The 19,530-nt window shown below is 62.1% G+C and carries 8 protein-coding genes and 1 pseudogene; 4 read left to right on the forward strand and 5 right to left on the reverse strand.

The features are described 5' to 3' along the window. The first annotated feature begins 61 nt into the window (after positions 1-61). From recC to TQ98_RS13620, 4 genes and pseudogenes are all read left to right on the forward strand, one after another. On the forward strand, positions 62-3,478 hold the full coding sequence (recC, locus tag TQ98_RS13600; RefSeq protein WP_044871327.1) for an exodeoxyribonuclease V subunit gamma: 3,417 nt from the start codon (positions 62-64) through the stop codon (positions 3,476-3,478). Continuing rightward, positions 3,475-7,107 carry an exodeoxyribonuclease V subunit beta gene (recB, locus tag TQ98_RS13605; protein WP_044871326.1) on the forward strand — a complete coding sequence of 1,211 codons (3,633 nt, stop codon included), beginning with the start codon at positions 3,475-3,477 and terminating at the stop codon, positions 7,105-7,107. Before recC ends, recB begins: the two co-directional genes overlap by 4 nt. Continuing rightward, the gene (recD, locus tag TQ98_RS13610; protein WP_103102956.1) at positions 7,104-9,131 is read left to right on the forward strand and encodes an exodeoxyribonuclease V subunit alpha; all 2,028 of its coding nucleotides are present in this window, start codon (positions 7,104-7,106) and stop codon (positions 9,129-9,131) included. The genes recB and recD overlap by 4 nt, the downstream gene beginning before the upstream one ends. Positions 9,132-9,663: 532 nt before the next feature. Then, positions 9,664-9,921 (forward strand): annotated as a pseudogene (locus TQ98_RS13620) (integrase core domain-containing protein); the annotation flags it as partial. On the opposite strand, the gene TQ98_RS28120 reads toward TQ98_RS13620, so the two are convergent. The 5 genes from TQ98_RS28120 to TQ98_RS13650 form a co-directional block, all read right to left on the reverse strand. Beyond that, positions 9,809-10,246, reverse strand: coding sequence for an AAA family ATPase (locus tag TQ98_RS28120; RefSeq protein WP_242443119.1), 438 nt, complete (start codon positions 10,244-10,246; stop codon positions 9,809-9,811). The pseudogene TQ98_RS13620 and the gene TQ98_RS28120 sit on opposite strands and share 113 nt — an antisense overlap. Positions 10,247-10,683: 437 nt before the next feature. Beyond that, positions 10,684-15,243: an ATP-binding protein gene (locus TQ98_RS13630; RefSeq protein ID WP_146036018.1), complete on the reverse strand. Its 4,560-nt coding sequence runs from the start codon at positions 15,241-15,243 to the stop codon at positions 10,684-10,686. A gap of 64 nt (positions 15,244-15,307) precedes the next feature. Continuing rightward, entirely contained in the window at positions 15,308-16,171 is an 864-nt protein-coding gene (locus TQ98_RS13640) for an HNH endonuclease (RefSeq protein ID WP_044872475.1), read from the reverse strand. Next, the gene (locus TQ98_RS13645; RefSeq protein WP_044872474.1) at positions 16,168-17,730 is read right to left on the reverse strand and encodes an AAA family ATPase; all 1,563 of its coding nucleotides are present in this window, start codon (positions 17,728-17,730) and stop codon (positions 16,168-16,170) included. Before TQ98_RS13645 ends, TQ98_RS13640 begins: the two co-directional genes overlap by 4 nt. 106 nt (positions 17,731-17,836) lie before the next feature. Then, positions 17,837-19,072 (reverse strand): RES family NAD+ phosphorylase, encoded by a 1,236-nt coding sequence (locus TQ98_RS13650; RefSeq protein WP_044872473.1) that lies wholly within the window; start codon positions 19,070-19,072, stop codon positions 17,837-17,839. Positions 19,073-19,530 lie beyond the last annotated feature (458 nt).

A 19,530-nucleotide genomic window follows, 5' to 3' on the forward strand; every position in this document is an offset into this window, starting at 1 on the left:
CGCACCTTGTCGCGAAATGCTGGCAAACTTCGCCATCGGTTTTTTCGACAGGAGTCAGTCGATGCCCTCAAGCCCGGAGCTGTCCCCCGGCCTCATCGTCATCCACGGCAACCATCTGGAAGAGTTGCGCACCCTGGCGGTGGAGTGGATGCGCCGTTATCCGCTGCGTCCGCTGGAAAACGAGGTGCTGTTGGTGCAGAGCAACGGCATCGCCCAGTGGCTCAAGCTGGCGCTGGCCGAGCGGGATGGCTGTGGCATCGCGGCGGCACTCGACGTGGACCTGCCGGCGCGTTTCCTCTGGCAGGCCTATCGCAGTGTGCTGGGGCGTGACGCCATTCCGCAGCAGTCACCGCTGGACAAGGCGCCGCTGACCTGGCGCCTGATGCGGCTCTTGCCGAGCCTGCTAGCGGAGGACGCCTTCGCGCCGCTGCGCCGTTTCCTCGCCGATGACAATGACCTGCGCAAGCGTCACCAACTGGCCGAGCGCCTAGCCGACCTGTTCGACCAGTATCAGGTCTACCGCGCCGACTGGCTGGCGGACTGGGCCGAAGGGCATGACCGCTTGCGTACCTCGCGCGGTGGCGAGCGTGAGCTGGATGAAGCCTCGCGCTGGCAGCCGGCGCTGTGGCGTGCGCTGCTGGCCGATGTGGGGGAGGAGCACCTGGCGGAAAGCCGTGCCGGTGTTCACCCGCGCTTTGTCGCCCGCCTGCGGGAGCTGGACGCGCCGCCCCCCGGCCTGCCACGCCGCGTCACGGTGTTCGGCATCTCCTCACTGCCGGCCCAGGTACTGGAAGCGCTGGCCGCCATGGCGCGCTTCAGCCAGGTGATGCTCTACGTGCACAACCCCTGTCAGCATCACTGGGGCGATATCGTCGAAGACAAGGACCTGCTGCGCCACGAGTACCGTCGCCAACAGCGCAAGGGCGCGTCCTCCGGCCAGATCGGTCTGTTCGACCAGGAGGAGATGCACCAGCACGCCCAGCCGCTGCTGGCCGCCTGGGGCAAGCAGGGCCGCGACTACATCAACTTGCTGGATCAGTATGACGAGCCGCAGCGCTACCGCGAGGACTTCGAGCGCATCGACCTGTTCAGCCCGGCGGCGGAGGACACCCTGCTTGGCCAGTTGCAGAACGATATTCTCGACCTGCGTCCGCTGGCGGAAACCCGCGAGACGTGGCCACCGGTGAACCCGGCGCGTGACCGCTCCCTGCGCTTCCATGTCGCCCACAGCGCCCAGCGCGAGGTGGAGGTGCTGCACGACCAGCTGTTGGCTTGCTTCAGCGAGGACCCGACCCTGCGTCCGCGCGACGTGATCGTCATGGTGCCGGACGTGAACACCTACGCGCCGCACATCCAGGCGGTGTTTGGCCAGTTCGCCAGCGAGGACCCGCGCCACATACCGTTTACGCTGGCGGACCAGGGCCTGCGGGGGAAAGACCCGCTGGTGATCGCCCTGGAACACCTGCTGCAACTGCCCGACAGCCGCTTCAGCGTCAGTGAGGTGCTGGACCTGTTGGATGTCGTTGCGCTGCGTGCGCGTTTTGGCATCAGGGAAGAAGAACTGCCCACCCTGCGCCGTTGGCTGGAAGGTGCTGGCATCCGCTGGGGCCTGGACGCCCGCCAGCGCGAAGCGCTCGGGCTTGGCCCGGGCCTGGAGCAGAACACCTGGCGCTTCGGTCTGCGCCGCATGCTGCTGGGCTATGCCGTGGGTGGCGCCGGGGCTTACGCCGGTATCGAGCCCTATGACGAGATCGGTGGCCTCGACGCTGCCCTGATCGGCCCGCTGACCCGTCTGCTGGAAGCCCTCGAAATCCAGTTGGAGCAACTCCGCGAGCCGGCCACGCCCGTCGTGTGGGGTGAGCGTCTGCGCGGGCTGCTGGACAGCTTCTTCCTGCCGCAGGGCGAACGCGACGAAGTGCTGCGCAACCAGTTGCTGGACGCCCTCGATGCCTGGCTGGAGCTCTGCGAAGCCGCCGGGCTTGAAGCATTGCTGCCGCTGCCGGTGGTGCGCGAGGCCTGGCTCGGTGACCTCGATCAGGGCCGCCTCAGCCAACGCTTCCTGGCCGGCGCGGTGAACTTCTGCACCCTGATGCCCATGCGCGCGATTCCCTTCCGCCACGTCTGCCTGCTGGGCATGAACGACGGCGACTACCCCCGCAGCCAGGCACCGCTGGACTTCGACCTGATGGCGGGCGACTACCGCCCCGGCGACCGTTCCCGCCGCGAGGACGATCGCTACCTGTTGCTGGAAGCGCTGCTCGCCGCGCGGGACCGTCTCTACATCAGCTGGGTAGGGCGCAGCATCCGTGATAACAGCGAGCGGCCGCCGTCGGTGCTGGTGGGCCAGTTGCGTGACCACCTTGGCACGGGCTGGACGCTGGCCGGGGAGGGCGATCTGCTTCACGCGCTGACCACCGAACATCCGCTGCAGCCCTTCAGCCGCCGCTATTTCGGCGCTGAGCCGGAGCTGTTCAGCTACGTCCATGAATGGGCTGCTCTGCATCGCCAAGCGACGCCGAGCGAGCCCGCTGGCAGTTTGCCGGCTTGGGAGGAGGGGCTGCAGGTCACGCCCGAGCTGCTGCAGAGCTTCCTGCGGGACCCGGTGAAATGCTTCTTCACCCGGCGGCTCAAGGTGCATCTGGATGAAGAAGAGCAGGCCCAACTGGACAGCGAACCGTTCGCCCTCGACGGCCTGGAGCGTTTCCAATTGCAGGACCGCTTGCTCAAATCCGCCGTGCTGGCGCGAGGCGGCGATACCCAGAACGCCCTGGTGGATGCGGCCGACCGTCTCCAGCGCAGCGGCGTGCTGCCGTTGGCCGGCTTTGGCGAGCAATACCGCAATGCCTTGCTGGAGCCTTTGCCGGCGCAAGTGCAGCGCTATGAGGGGCTTTGCCTGCTGTGGCCGGAACGGGTGGAGTCTCCGCGGCGGCTCAGCTTCAGTGCGGGTGCCGTGCAGCTGGAGGGCTGGCTGGGTGGCCTGAGGCAGAAGGCCGATGGCAGCTTCGCGCGCCTGGAGCTGTTGCCTGGCGCATTGGCCAAGGACAGCGCCTGGAAATGGCATCGCCTTCTGCGGCCCTATGTGTTGCATGTGGTGGCCGCCGCCTGCGAGGTGCCCATTACCACGTTGCTGGTGGGCGAGGACCAGGCCCTGGCCTTCGAACCGCTGCCGGTCGATCACGCCGCCCGGCTGTTGACCGCCTGGCTGGAAGCCTGGACAGCCGGCATGCAGGCCCCGCTGCCGGTGGCGCTGAAAACGTCGCTTTCCTGGCTGCAGGATGCCAATGACGACAAGGCCCAGGCTGTATATGAGGGGGGCTACAACGTCACGGGAGAGGTGGCGGGCAGCGCGAGTCTGGCGCGGCAGTTCCCTCATTACGCCGCCCTGAACGCCGATGGCCAATTCCCCGCGTGGAGCGAACGGCTCTACCGGCCGCTGCTGGACAGCCAGCCCACCGCCCTCAAGGAGGCCCAGGCATGAGCCAGCCCCAACGCCCCCTGGCGCTCAGCTTCCCACTGCATGGCAGTCGTCTGATCGAGGCGAGCGCCGGTACCGGCAAGACCTTCACCATCTCCGCGCTCTATCTGCGGCTGATCCTCTGTCATGGAGGCGAGGCCGCCTTTCGTGAGCCGCTGTTGCCGCCACAGATCCTGGTGGTGACCTTCACCGATGCCGCCACCCGCGAGCTGCGCGACCGTATCCGCGCGCGCCTGGTGGAGGCGGCGGCCGTCTTCCGTGGCGACGGTCAGCCGGATGCCTTGTTGGCCGAGCTCCGCGGTGACGTGCCTCAGGGCGAGTGGGCGGACTGCGCCCGGCGCCTGGAGCTGGCTGCGCAGTGGATGGACGAGGCGGCGGTCTCCACCATTCACGGCTGGTGCCAGCGCATGTTGCGGGAGCACGCCTTCGACAGCGGCAGCTTGTTCAGCCAGACGCTCGAAACCGACCACAGCGAACTGTTGGCCGAAGTGGTACGGGACTACTGGCGTCAGCACTGCTACCCACTTGAAGGCGCTGCTCTGGAATGGGCGGTGCGGAGCTGGGGCACCCCGGCCAATCTCGGCGCGCGGCTGCGGCCATTGCTGGGCGAGGAGGGCGCGGTCAGTCAGCAGTCCCTTGGCGAATTGCTGGAATTCGCGCTGCAGGATCGTGAACGGAACCTGGCCTCGCTCAAGGCACCCTGGCGGGTTTGGGCCGATGAGCTGCAAGGCATTCTGGAAGCGGGCGCCGCCGCCAAGCAGGTGGACGGGCGCAAGATTCAGGCGCGCTACTTCCTGCCCTGGTTCGACAAGCTGCGGGCCTGGGCCAGCGGCGACGACGCTGCGCTGGACCTCGGCGGCGGCTTTACCCGTCTTACCCCCGAGGGTCTTGCCGAGGCCTGGAAGGGCGAGCCGCCGAAGCACCCGGCGCTGGAGGCCATGGCCATCCTGAAGGATCAGTTGGACAACCTGCCGGACCCGGCCGAGGCGGCGCTGCGCCACGCAGCGGCCTGGGTTCGTCAGCGCTTCGACCGGGAGAAGCGCCAACGCGCGGAGATGGGCTTCGACGACATGCTCACGCGCCTTGATGCCGCCCTGCAGAGTGAAAGCGGTCCGCGCCTGGCCGAGGTGATTCGTCGCCAGTTCCCGGTGGCCTTGATCGATGAATTCCAGGACACAGATCCCCTGCAGTACCGCATCTTCGACACCCTTTATGAGGTGGAGGCCAATCGCGACGACTGCGGCCTGTTCATGATCGGCGACCCCAAGCAGGCCATCTATTCCTTCCGGGGTGCAGACATCCACACCTATTTGCGCGCGCGCCGCGCCACCCTGGGGCGGCACTACAACCTGGAGAAGAACTTCCGTTCCAGCCAGCACATGGTGGATGCGGTGAACAACCTGTTCCTGCGGGCCGAAAACCGGGAGGGCGGGGCGGGGGCCTTCCTCTTCCGTGATGACTTGCCCTTCTTCCCGGTGGGCGCCCAGGGGCGCAAGGAGGTCTGGACGGTGGAGGGGCAGGCGCAGTCCGCCCTCAACCTCTGGCAGCTGGCGACCGAGGAACCGGTGGCCAAGGGCACCTACCTCGACGCCCTGGCTGGTGGCGCCGCCAGCGAGATCGTGCGCCTGCTGGAGTTGGGCCAGCGGCAGCGCGCCGGCTTCAGCAAGGACGGAACGCTGAAGCCGTTGCAGCCCAGCGATATCGCCGTGCTGGTGCGCGACTTCAACGAGGCCCAAGCCATTCGTGGCGAGTTGGCCGCGCGTGGCGTGCGCAGCGTTTATCTGTCGGACAAGGATTCGGTATTTGCCGCCCAGGAAGCCCGCGACCTGCTGCTCTGGCTGCGCGCCTGTGCCGAGCCGGACCAGGACCGCCCGCTGCGCGCGGCCCTGGCCAGCGCCACCCTCGGCCTGGATCTGGCCGAGCTGGAACAGCTCAACCTCGACGAGCGCACCTGGGAACGGCGCGTGATGCAGTTCCGCGATTACCGCCAGCGCTGGCAGCGCCAGGGCGTGCTGCCGATGCTGCGCCAGTTGCTGCAGGACTTCGAACTGCCGCAGCGGTTGATGGGGCGTGAGGACGGCGAGCGGGTGCTGACCAACCTGCTGCATCTGGCCGAGTTGCTGCAACAGGCAGCCGCCGAGCTGGACGGCGAGCTGGCGCTGATCCGCCATCTGGGTGAGCTGCTGGCCGGGGAGGGGCAGGCCGCCGAAGAGCAGGTGCTGCGTCTGGAAAGTGATGAGGCCCTGGTGCGGGTCGTGACCATCCACAAATCCAAGGGCCTGGAATACCCGCTGGTGTTTCTACCCTTTATCTGTGCCTTCCGCCCGGTGGACGACAAGAAGCCCTTGCAGGTCCATGACGGCGAGCGCCGTCGGCTGGTGCTCAAGGCCGACGAGGCCACCGTCGAGCGTGCCGAGCTGGAACGCCTGGGCGAGGACCTGCGTCTGCTGTATGTCGCGCTGACCCGTGCCCGTCACGCCTGCTGGCTGGGCGTCGCCGACCTGAAGATCGGCAACGCCAGGAAGTCGCGGCTGCACGAGTCCGCCCTCGGCTACCTGCTGGGCGGTGGTCAGGCGCTGGCGCAGAGTGCCGATCTGACCGCTTGGCTGGAACCCTTCAAGGATGCGTTGCGCAGCGACCTGCTGCCGGCCCCTGAAGCCAGCGAACAGCACTACCAGCCACAGGATGCCGCGCAGTTCGAGCCGCATTGGCGCACGCCGGCCCGCCGTGCCGGTGAGCATTGGTGGATCGCTTCCTACAGTGCATTGCGTCTGGAGGAGGGCGAGGTGCAGCAGCCCAGTCGATACGACGATGCCGCACCGGACAGCGCGGCGATGCAGAACTCCACCGATGACGAAAGCCCGGCGCTGGCGCAGGTGCAATTGCCGGCTTCGGCTCAGGGGCTGCACCGGTTCCCGCGCGGGCCCAACCCCGGCACCTTCCTCCATGGCTTGCTGGAGATGGCAGCGGATGAAGGTTTCGCCCACCTCGCCAGCGGCCCGGAGGCGTTGCGCGAATTGCTGGCGCGCCGTTGCCAACGGCGGGGCCTCGAAAGCTGGATCGATCCGCTGCACCAGTGGCTGCAAGCGCTGCTGACGCAGCCCCTGGGTCTCGGTGAGGGCCGGGCGGTGCGGCTGGCGGATCTGGTCGAGTACCAGCCTGAGCTGGAGTTCTGGTTCGAGGCCAGTCGTGTCGATGTGCAGCGTCTGGACGCGCTGGTGCAGCGCCATGAGCTGCCTGGCATTGCCCGGCAGCCCCTGCGCGCCGACACGCTGAACGGCATGTTCAAAGGCTTTATCGACCTGGTGTTCGAGCATGAGGGCCGCTATTACGTGGCTGACTACAAGTCCAACTGGTTGGGGGCCGATGACGCCGCCTACACCCGCGAGGCCATGACCGCTGCCGTCGCCAGTCACCGCTACGACCTGCAGTACGTGCTCTACGTGCTGGCGCTTCACCGGCAGCTGAGCCTGCGTCTGCCGGGCTACGACTACGACCGTCACCTGGGCGGCGCGCTCTACCTGTTCCTCCGTGCGCCTGGCACGGGGCTGTATCTGGCGCGGCCGTCGCGCGAGCTGATCGAACAGCTGGATGCCTTGTTCCACGGTGATCCTGAGGAGGCCGCGGCATGAGCCCGACCCTATCCCCGGCGCTGCGCGATCGCGCCGAACTTTTCACCCTGCTGGCGGCCTGGAGCGAGCGCGGCTGGCTGCGGGAGCTGGACCGCGCGTTGGCGCAGTTCCTCGCCGAGCTGGACCCGCAGGCTTCGCCGTTACTGATCCTCGGTGCGGCATTGGCCAGCCACCAACTGGGGCAGGGCCATGTCTGCCTTGATCTGGCGGCGACCCTGGCCGACCCGGACTTCGCTCTGTCCCTGCCGCCGGAAGGCGAGGACGCCGAGCAGGCCGCGCAGCTGCCGTCTCAGGTGTTGGCCGGTCTGACCCTGGATGAATGGCTGGCTGCCTGCGCGGGTAGCGGGCTGCTGGATGGCGAGGGGGCGCCGCTGGTGCTCGCGGGGCCGTGCCTTTATCTGCGCCGCTATTGGGATTACGAACGCCGCGTGGCCGGCTGCATCGATGAGCGCCTGCGCGCGGCGGCCGATGCGCCGGTGGACCTGGCGGAGCGATTGGCGACGCTCTTCCCCGAGCCGCTGGTGCTGGATGGCGAGCGGCTGACCGACTGGCAGAAACTGGCCTGTGCCCTGGCCGCTCAGGGGCGGTTCACGCTGATTACCGGCGGCCCCGGTACGGGCAAGACCACCACGGTGGTGCGCCTGTTGGCGTTATTGCAGGAAGCGGCGCTGGCCTCAGGGGCGCCGCTACGCCTGAGCCTGGCTGCACCCACCGGCAAAGCCGCCGCGCGTCTCACGGAGTCCATCGGCGCCCAGGTGGCGTCGTTGCCGGTGGACGAGGCGGTGCGGCAGCACATTCCCAGCAGTGTCACGACCCTGCACCGGCTGCTGGGCAGTCGCCCGGACAGCCGTCACTTCCGCCATGACGCGGGCAATCCGCTGCCCCTGGATGTGTTGGTGGTGGACGAGGCGTCGATGATCGATCTGGAGATGATGGCCAATCTGCTTGACGCGCTGCCGGGACATGCTCGGTTGATCCTCCTGGGCGACAAGGATCAGTTGGCGTCGGTCGAGGCGGGGGCTGTGCTGGGCGACCTGTGTCGCGACGCCGAGTCCGGTGGCTACAGTGCGGGCACCCGTCAGTGGCTGGAAGGTTGCACGGGCGAGCGATTGGCCGACCCAGCGCTTGTTCCCGGCGAGAAAGCCTTGGCGCAACACATTGTCATGCTTCGGCACTCGCGGCGTTTCGGTAGCGGCTCCGGCATTGGACGGCTGGCGCGTGCGGTGAACGCCGGCGACGCTGGCGCTGCGCGGGGTACGTTGGCGGCCGGCAGCGATGACCTGCATGTTTTGCGTCTCGCTGGAGAGCAGGACCGAGGCCTTGAACGTCTCCTGCTCGATGGTCTGCCCGGTACGGAGGAGCGAGCTCAGGGATACGTCCACTACCTGGAGGTAATGCGCGATCTACGACCGACGCTCGGCGATGATGCGGCCGCCTGGGATGCTTGGGCCGCCGGTGTCCTGGCTGCCTTCGACCGCTTCCAGTTGCTCTGTGCCGTGCGCAAGGGGCCGTGGGGCGTCGAGGCGCTGAACGAGCGTGTTGCACAGGCCCTGCAACGTCGAGGGTTGCTGGAGCAGGATCACGGCTGGTATGAGGGGCGTCCGGTGCTGGTGACCCGCAACGACTACAGCCTGGGACTCATGAACGGTGACATCGGAATCGCGCTGCGCCTGCCGGAGCCGCCGGAGTTCCCCGGTGCGCAGCCGCGTCAGGTGCTGCGGGTGGTGTTTCCTCGCAATGACGGCAGCGGCGGGCTGCGGCATATCCTGCCAAGCCGGCTGGGGGCGGTGGAGACGGTGTTCGCGATGACGGTGCACAAGTCCCAGGGCTCGGAGTTTGCTCATTGCGCGCTGATCCTGCCGGACACCCTGAATCCGGTACTGACCAAGGAGCTGGTCTACACGGGTATCACCCGCGCGCGTCACTGGTTCAGCCTGGTGGAAAGCCGCGCAGGCATCTTCGAGCAGGCGGTGCAGCGGCGCTTAGAGCGACGCAGCGGGCTGCGCGAAGCACTTGAAGCCTGAAGCAGGGGAGGGGCACCTCTCTATATATAAGAGGCGTTCGAGCTGCTTCGGTAAATAGTTGAAATTGGGTGTTGACGACAGATTTCAGATCCCTATAATGCGCGCCTCTTCCGGCGCAGTCGCCAGGCAGAACTCCTTGATAATCAATGAGTTAGGTCGTTGGTAAGTGGGCTTGAAGAGAGGTGTTGACAGCGAGTTTGAACGCTGTAGAATGCGCCTCCCGCTGACGAGAAGAGTGAATCGGATCGGAAGCGCAAGCGGTTGAGTAGAAACGAAAATTTCGAAAAAACAGCTTGACAGCAAGAACGGCTAGCGTAGAATGCGCGGCCTCGGTTGAGACGAAAGACTTGATCGAAACGCTCTTTAACAACTGAATCAAGCAATTCGTGTGGGTGCTTGTGAGGTAAGACTGATAGTCAACTGATTATCAGCATCACAAGTAACACTCGTGAATTCGAGAGTTTATTTGCGATTGCTGAGCCAAGTTTAGGGTTTTCTCAAAACCCAAGCAGTATTGAACTGAAGANCCGCCGGCGTGCTGTTTCACTCCGACCAGGGCAGCCACTACAGCAGTCAGGAATTTCGACAATTGCTCTGGCGGCATCGAATCCGCCAGAGCATGAGTCGTCGCGGCAATTGCTGGGACAACGCCCCGATGGAGCGTTTCTTCCGGAGCCTCAAATCCGAATGGATACCGGCTTCGGGTTACGCCAGCCAAGCCGAAGCAGAGGCTGATGTACTGCGCTACCTGACCGACTACTACAACCACCGACGGCCACACAGCTACAACAGCTACCAGACACCGGCACAGCGCGAAGCGCTGGCTGGATAGACCTAAACCGGTGTCCAGTTTTACTTGACCACTTCACTGGCTTCTTCCCAGCTTTCCTGAGGGAAAGAAACTCTGCCACCACCTCGGTGTTGAACCAGTGGGGGTTGAGCTCCTCTAGGATTCCTCGCCCCCCCATTCGGCCGTTGAGCGCCAGCGAAATCGCCTCCATTAGAGTGGATTTACCGGCGTCGTTGTCTCCTACCAGGATGTTCACGCCTGCGTTTGGCTTCAGAAGAAAATCCTTGTAAATACGGTAACCACGGATTCGGATTTTGGTGATCACGGTCGACGTTCCTTGACGAATTGCGGCTGCATGGCGCTTTGATAGCTGCGTGGCCTGATGCTATAAGCGAAGCGCTAATTTTGTCGATCCTGTCACGCTTCCGCCTGCTGACCCGACGTCGCACTCTCTCGTTCTGCAACCCACCGCGCAGGTTCTGTTTAGCCTGGCCGGCGACTTGATCCTCCCAGGAGCACATCAGCATCAGAACCGGCTCCGTATGGTCCCAGGAAGTCTACTGGTTCGCCGTGGCTTTACGGGTAGGCGCTTGGGTGTTCTTGATAGAAACCGCAGACCATGATCGCATATGGCACTTCGCCATTCCTGCGACATACCCCTGCGCCCTAGGGCGCAAGAACTGCATGCCCTCTACCCTGCGTAGATTTGAATGGGCTCGACAAGCGGAGCGATCCAAATGAGCGAGTGCCGCCCTCCTCCGGCTAAGGATGAGTGAGAAACTCCGCCATTTGCTCGGCTCGGGCGTCTTGGCAGTCGAAGTGGAGCGCACCCTGGATAGTGTTGCCGTCGAATTGGTAGATCCCCCAGTAACTGAGCTCCCCACCCCATCCATTTCCATGATGCCGCCCCCCATGTGCACTCTTCTCGCCTGAGAAGACCCAAACCAGCTCTTGCTCTGTTTCATCGAGGAACGCACGCATGACATTACGATCGACCAGCGCCGCACTAAACCCGGGTTCGTCGACAGAGGGGTCCTTGAAGAGGATCTCTCCACCTGCACTGGCATATGCAAGCGAACGCCCTTCCGCGAGACGAAGGTTAAGACCTCGCACGAGTGCCGGTGCAGGGACTGTAAGATTGAAACTTTCTTCGACCGAAAAATCGTGGCCTGAACGCTCGATAAGCCAGTTGGCCACAGTGGCTTGGATCGGGATGTTCCCGAACCTGTCAATTTCCCAGCCGCCATCAACCTCCGCGAACACCGGGTGCCAAGGGTACTCGCCGAGATAGCCGTCACTTGGCATATCAACTTCGGGGAAGTGATCGCGGTTGCTAGCCGAACGGGAAAGCCGGTGGCCCAGGCGCTCGACATCACCACGTGCGACCAGCATCGATTTCACCTTGTGCCAAGTCATCCGGTGGATCAGCCGCTCGCCATTAACCATGACCCACTGATTTCGTCCCACACTGGTGTCCAGCACAAGCCAACGTCGACCGCCAGGATCAGTGACGTCAATCTGCTTAACCGGATCAGGCACATCCCGGCTCTGATCTTGCATCCATGCGAGGCGGGCCTCGGGCGGATCTTCCCGCCAATGTGAAGCATGGGGTGACCACCAGGTTGCGACTTGCCGATCTGAGTCGCGCTGCTTGGTACGAGTCACGAGAATGGTTGGGTCCATTTCGCGCGCACCGACTTGCCAGGGGCCTTGATAGAGCGCCGGAACGTCTCCGTGTCGTTCCTCAATGAGGGCAGTATCAGATAAGCGCCCAGTCAGTTCGTGATAGGCAATCCACTGATATTTTTTACCGATGCGCTCAATGCGATGCTCCATCCGGCCATGACTGATCATCTGGCGATCGAATTCGGCGAAGCGCTCGGCAGTCCAACCTAGCTCATGTGCCCGCCATGCAACCCAGCGACGCGACCTATCGCGTGCATAAGTCGGATGCCAGGCCGGAGCGCTCTCGTGCCACATGCGGCCACAGACATAACCTTCGGCTCGGACGCGGAACGCTTCAGCCTCAGTCTCACCCAAAAAGTTCTTAAATTGTTCAATCGCCTCGTTGCGTTCGTTCTCTGCCGCACGGCGCACCTCGGCCAGTCCAGTGGAACGACTACTCCGACTGATAAATTCGCTGAACCCGGAGGGCATTGAATGCGCCCGTTCGGCTAGCTCAACGACACGAGAAAACGCTGCTTGGCGTTCGGGATTCGATGCAACCGTTTCGGCGTACCACGCGTCGAAGATCTCGCGCATGGATTTGCCGTGCTCTTCACGAGGTAGAAGCAGAAAGTTGCTCGCAAGCGAGTCGATCTTGTAGCGCGCGAAGTCTCCGTCTTCGACCGCAGAGCTGCAGATTTCATCACGAAACCAATGCCCCCCATAGTCGTCCCCGTACGCTTCAAGCGTCTCGTCGGAGATCGTTTCAAGAGCAATACCGCGTTGGTATGGGGGCCTAATTCGCTCCAGTGGTATGTCCGCAGGTAGCACACCTCGGCTGGCAGCGAGTTCAATGATGCCACGCGCGTGATCACGAACGAGCGCATGGGATGGCAATGGATTGCGCTCGAAGACCGCCTTGAAGGCAGCACGGGCAAGCTCGGCTAGTCCCTCATCACTTGAGCGACGAGTCGCCGCGCCATATGCGGCGCCGAGCACGCGGTCCAGTACATAGGCATCACCAACGCCGGCGAACTGCTCAATCAGCGTCGCCGCGAGGTCTCGTCGATTGACCAATAGCGTCGCCAGTGCCTTGGTTGCCATGTCGCGCACCCAACGATGACTGAGGCTGGTGAACCAAGCGAGCGTGATCGCGGCAAGACGGGCACGAGGAAGGTCAATTGGTTCAAGGCCATTGGCAAGTACCCATTCAATCAATGTGCTGATCGCGCCATCGCCATCGCCATCGCCATCGCCATCGTCGCCGTTGGCGGCGAGTTCCGCCACACGTGTAGACCACTGAACATCACGCTCCGGCATTGATAGCGGTCTCAACCAACGGTCGAGATAGTCCGCGTTGAAACGGTTGCTGGGCTCGGTGGCGATCGCCAACAATGTTTCGAGCACGATGTCACCACCCATAGCATCCGCCCACTTTTCAAGCAACTCCAGCGTCCGCGCGGTAAAGACCTCTTGGCGGCGCCAGAGCAGGCTGAGTTGGAAGGCGTGAAGGAGGTCCCAGCGGTCTGCCTTGTTGGTGATCATATCGAGTAGCTCAACGCCGTAGCGCTCGGGCAGCTGGACTGCCCATGCCTCGGCGATGCCAGCGAAGCGATACGATCCTGCACCGATTGCATAGGGTGCGAGTGGGCCGCCAGGAGTGAAAGCCAACGCAGGATCACCCTCTCCGACATGGGTATCGAGCAGCCTTTGAGCGATACGATGATCGCTTATCCGCTCGAAGGTGAAACGTACCATTTCAACCGGTGCACCGTTGTCATCGTGGACTAGTTCAACCGCGAGCACTCCCTCGCTTTCCAGCTGAAAGAACAGCGATTGCTCGGCGCGGCCGTTTGAGCCGTGAATCCTCTCGAGGATCGCGTTTGCCTTCTCGATCAAGAGATAGCCAGTCCCTGCGACGACCATTGCCTCGGCGAGTGCCTCAAGGGCAGCCTCAACACGCTTGAGCCTGGGGGCTAGCCCCATACGGTGATTGAGTGCCTCGACAACCGCGCCAAAATAGAAATCGAAGACACTCGATACGCCGTCGAGGCCCTTCGGAAACTCTCTCGAGCCTCGGCGTTCAAGCATGTCACAGCAGGTACGCAGGAACAGCGGGTTTTCAAACTCGACGGCGAAGTGCGGAGCCGCCATACGCACAATGCCGCGCTGGTCGAGATAACGGCGCGCGGCCTCGGCTGCTCTCCCGGCAAAACCTGGGTGCTCAAGCCGAGGCAGCGTCGTCGAATCAAGGTCGCGCACAATGTAAGGGACAAAGGTGGTACGGCACGAGACCAAAAGCACGACATGACTGAAGCGGTCGGCAACCGCGAGGAACGCGGCCAGTCGCTCAGACCAGACGGCAACACCATTCCGTTCATTTATCGCATCCACCATCACCAGCGCGCGCGTGCCCATAGCCTCAGCCGCCGCGTCCAGGGCACCGAGGATCGCATCCGGAGAAGCATGGGTCAGTCCAAGTTGCTCGGCGATCTGCCGCCAGGGCTCGGCGTCGCTGAAGGCACCGCCAAGCATGAGCACGGCGGGAAAGCCGCGGGCGATGTGCTGCTCGGCAACGTCACCGAGCAAGTGCGACTTGCCGACACCTGCCTCGCCGACAAGCAGCAATCGACGCACATTGGCTAAGCGGGCTCCAGGCGCATCAATCGCCTCGGCAACACTATCGAGACCATCGCGCAGAAGCTCGATGGCACGCGAACCGTTGCGCACCGTCTCTCGATCACCTTCGGGCTGGCGACGCAGCCCCCAGATCGCCGTGGAACAGCGGCTAAGGGTTGCGCGCGCGGTTGCCAGCAATGCGCGCCATTCGACCAGCGGGAGCGGATCTGTAGGCCCCAACCGTGCGGTGCGAATCGCCGCTGAAATCGCAGCCGATTGCTCAACGAGCCTCGTCACATCTTCTGCGTGAGCAGCTTCCAGCGCCGCACTGATGTCGCGTAACGCACGATGCCTTGCCTCATCGAGATCATTCGCCCAATCAATGATGCGGCGCATAAAGTCGGGGTCGCGGGCGAACGCTGACAAACCCTGGCGTATATCCAACTCGACGTTCAGCTCGGGCGTGTAGCGACGACCGAGTGCGGCACGAGAGATAGCGAACCGCTCAGCCAGCCAGTCGGCGCCGAAATGCGGCAGATCAAACCAGTAGGTGCGACGCCCTACGTGCAGAGGGTCATTTCGCGACAACCTCTCGATCAGTTCAAAGCTCCCCCAGAGTTGAATCTCAACCCTTCGGGGTGCGATTGAAGACTGCCGCGCGGCCACCCAGTCGTTCCAGCGATCGCGCTCAGACTTTCGCCCGTCGACACGCCCGTCCGATAGGTCGAACGGTAGACAGACGACGAAACGAGCCAATGCCGGATGCTTGGCTACAGCGTTGTCGAAAGACTCTTTGAGCTGCGCAGCCTCACCGCTGCCCAGCGCGAAGAAATACTTGGCCTGCCAGCCAGTCTCAGAACCATCGCGATCGACGCGGTAGCATTCGAGCCCCGCATCAGCCCCGGCTCCTTTGCGATGAAAAGGGACGCCAGCAGGCGTATCGAGCACAGCGAGCTGGCATACGAGCTCTTCAAATCCACCGTGTTGGCTGCCGAGATGAGGGCGGATGGCTCGGAAGTCGATCGTCGGTGATGGCATGGACAAAATCTCGGCGCAAAATGGGATGGCAGGTACTAGCGTGACTCATGCTGGCTACGGTCCTCTAGGTGAAAGGACGATTTCGGATCAGACGATACCCCTCGGAGCAGAACCAGTCTGAGTCTCGAAGCCCTTCATACAGGGCTGTCTTCCAGGAATTAGCATCACTGAAGTAGCGCGAACGGAACTGCACATCGAGATGCTCGCGGACTCCTCGGGAGCCCGCACTGGCCCCTACCCCGTCAAGGGCGTAAGAGATATCAGCCATCTCACTGGCAGCTTGTGCGGCGTAGAGTTCACCGAGTCCCATCACTCTGAAGTGGTGTCGTACTCGAGCAGTGAGTACGTCACTCCATGTGGCTGCGGGCCTGATTGTGAAGACAATTGTCGGCGGTGAGGAAGGTTGGACTTCGACAACGAGCCAACGATCATTGCCGAGGTTGTCAAAGTATGGGTGAAGAGTTTGATCCTCCGCCCCCGTCGGAACTCCAGCCAGCTTCTGCTTATTGCAGTCCGAGCATGCGGGGACAAGATTCACTGGTGTCAAATTGAACCTTGGATAGCGTGCCTGGGGCAGATAGTGATCAACCGTCGCGACCGTCCGCTGACCACACAGCGGGCAGATGCCGAATTCAGGCGCCATCTTGATCTGCTCATAGAGTCCTCTCGAAGGTGATCCCTTCCGGACAAAGTGTGACTTGTAGATCACGCCCATCAGCTCCGTATCTATCTCTGGAGTAACGCTGGCACTTTCCGCAAGTCGGTAGAGCTGTCCGATTGATCCAAGCTCCTGGTACTCGACCTCCGACGCTTGAATGATAGGCAGGGCATTCACAAGGGCCTGCGCACGCTCCGCAATCGTAATCCCTGAAGCGCAGGCCTCGACCGCCCTGGCCGCGTCGAACGGAGGCGGAGGAAGGCGCTTCATCGGATATCTCTTCGTATGACGAGGCTACGCGCCAGCGCCTGTGCTTCGGCGCCCAGCTGCCCTCCAAAGTGATGTTCGACACCTCCGTAAGTGACACCCGGCCTGCTGGCAACGGCGGAAACAAGCTGGTGGAAGCCGGAGTGTGTGACCTCCAGGCCAAATACCTCGCGGGTTAGCACGCCCGCGCTTTCGCCAAAGGTCTCAATGGAGGGGCGCTCAACGGCTGAATGCGCCCTGGTCCTCCTCAACATCCACACGCAACTGCGCGGTACTTCTTGCAGCACCACTGGGGAATGTGTCGAGATCAGTGCCACACCATTCCTGGCTACGAGGAGGTCGGCCACGGTGCGTACAAAAGCGGAAAGCAGTGGCGGGTGCAGGTGTCCTTCAGGCTCATCCAGCACCACTAGAGTGCGTTCCTCGACGAGCTCGACAAGGCGGGTAGTGGTCAGCAGGACAATTGCATGCCCCGAGCTCAGGAGCCCAAAAAAATTAGAGGCCCGTTCTCTCCAATTGTGAGCTGGCTCTATGAGCTGCTCGACTCCTGTTTCGCCAAACAACGGATCTGTCGATAGAGTTGCCACTGCATTGAGCCAGCGACTTCGTCGAGGTTCATTTCGGCATTGATCTAAGCTTTGTACAAAGTCGTTTGCCAGGTCTGCGGTGCTTTTCAGCTCCTCGATAATTTGCCCATTCTCTTCTCGCTGTGATCGCAAGCCTACGAAGGTTGCACGAGTTCGTTGAGTCGCCGCCGAGGGTAGTTGGAAGCTGTCGAAGGCACTGAAAGAAACCGAGACCAGGCCAGAGAACGTCCACTCTTCCTGGTTTGTTCCCAGGCGCTGCAGCACGCCCCGAGGAGCTATATCGCTATCACGCTCCAAGAGCGTGTTGATGATGCTCTGGATGCATCGTGTTTTGCCCACTCCATTCCGGCCCACAAGCACATGAAGATTTGTTGGCGGCTCGGCGCCAGGAATCACCCTGAACTGCATCGTGGGTGGTAGATGCGAAGTGCCTCCCTCAGAGGCGTGCGCAACGGGCAACGTGTACTGGAACTCAAACCGCGTCAGCACCGGATTTCCATGAGCAAGGCGATGCAGGCGATGGCGTACGTTGGGCTCATGAACAGATCGCAGTAGCGACTCCCCCATGACCAACTCCAACCGGTGCCGATCGAAAGTACTCAGGTCATAAGCGCAGTCGCAGAGTGCATTGAGAATGGAGATGCCGAAGCCATATGGGAGTGATCGAAGCGTCGCGTAGTAGTCCTCATCCTGGCCAAGCGAGAAAAATTGCTCTGGATCTAGCGAATTGAAAGTCTCGGGCAGAACCGGAGTGCGGGTGCCAGGCGGAGTTTGTGATCCTCCTTGTCCAGGGAGTAGGCCAGCCTGGCCAATTTTGACGGATCCCGGCCTGTGTCGAGTTCCGTGCGCATCGAACACAAAGAGCGTGAACATCGTCCGGAACTTGAACCAATCGTCCCAATAGTCAGTGAGCAGGTACACCTGGGAGCGCGCCTGCTGAGGTATCTGCTGTACTGAGTTGACTACCGTGAACATCGGTTCCGAACCTCTTTTCTTTCACTCCAGGTGATCGACAGCGGGAGTCGGTCTGACCTGCCAGTACTTCCCTTTGCTTCGTGCCGCGCAGCAGGCGCTAATGGGCCTACCGCCACGGCTCATCCGTTTCGTATTTGACGGAGCGAATGTGGTGAATTCTCGTGGCTTCAGGGGAAATATCCAGGTTGAATGTTGGGCGCCACTCGGGCGCATGCATGCTTTCGGGACAGCCTTTGTCGAAGAATACAAAGTTGACGCCTCCGTCGTGCTGCACCGAACGGAACATGATGCCGTCAAATGGCTGTAGCTCGTTGTAGCGAATAAACTCCGCCAGTGCCTGGGTCATCACGTAATCCGTGTCTTGTGCTCTGGAGGGGCGAGCGATTTCGTCATGCAAGTACTCCAGCATGCGCCGATGGTCAGCCTTCATTTGAAAACTGGGGTTGAACATGCTGAGAGGGGCATGGTCGAGCCGATTGTCGAGGGCGGTGAAGTCGAAAAGCTTAAGGGGGGCCGTAGTCGTGAACTCTCCCACCACAACTGAATCGCCAATGGAAGGACGTACTTCGGCGATAGATGTTGACGGGTCACTCGCAACGTACAGCAGAGGCACTCCAGCGGGGCTCATTCGATTGTTTGCGGCACGTTTCTTTGGTGGCGCACCTAGCTCGTAGGCCGGGTTCCCAGCGAATTTGACGGCCTCACGGGGGTCGTTGGCTATTCGAGCGCGGTACAAGAATGTGCCGACGGGAAGGGTAGTGATTACGGCAGGCGTTTTTGGGTTCTCAGCGCTTTTCGCATTGACGGCCTCAGAAATGAGCGATTCGAAGAATGTTCTTGCCTTGTCATTGAAAAAGCGACGGCCGTGGGTCAGCTCGTGCGCGATATTTTCCCATTCCGACACGACATTCCAGCGTTCCTCTGTTTCGGAGCTGTAAGGGCTGGGCTTTCGACAGTAGTCCTGTGATGGGCTGTAGAACTCATCCTCGCCAGCGTTGGGATCGACCAAATGCTCCGCAATAGCATTGCAGACGTCCTGACTGCTGCATCCGATCGCACGGCTGACTACTTCTGCCAGGTTCATCTCATGACCAGGAAAACGTCCGAAATCCACCATGAAATGGCTAGGCAAGTAGACGCGAATGAAGTGGGCAATGCGTTTCGGTGTGAGGGCTTCGCGCGTACTTTCTCTGCAAGCCATGCAGCTCTTGTCCGCTATCAGCATCGGCTGGAGTCGTTTCAGAATAGGATCGTCCAAGCACCGCTGGCAGACATACATTTCTTCGTTATTTTCGATTTCCAGAAACGTCTGCTGAAGCAGGTGACGATGTCTGAGGTGCATTTCGATTCCGTTCGCTGGTTAGTGGTTGGTCCCGGTGCAGGTGGACAGCCCAACCCCACCTACGAAGCATCCAAGGGAATGCCGTACTCTCGAAAAACGGCACGCGTGGCAGCAAGATAGGGTTCTCGCTCGCCTAGATGTAGCTTCGCTTCGATGAGCAGTTATGCTGCAAGAGCTTCGATGCGCGGCCTTCTTCTATTATCCGACGCGTTGCCAGTAGCACTTAGCGTAGCTTAGGGCCCAGGACGAATCATGTCATTATGACATCACCTGGATGTGCGACTAAACCAGATTGGACCAAGATGCTAATGATGGATGCTACAGGACGAGCCAGGAAGCTCAGCGAAAGGCCAAAAAAGCAACTTGCAACCACTTCGAGAGCTCGCGCCCCCGCCGGCTGGCTGCTGTAAAACCGCCTTTTTCAACAGAATCGGCCAAAAGCAACCTAGAGCGACGGC

Source organism: Pseudomonas sp. LFM046, from assembly GCF_000949385.2.
GTDB lineage: Bacteria > Pseudomonadota > Gammaproteobacteria > Pseudomonadales > Pseudomonadaceae > Metapseudomonas.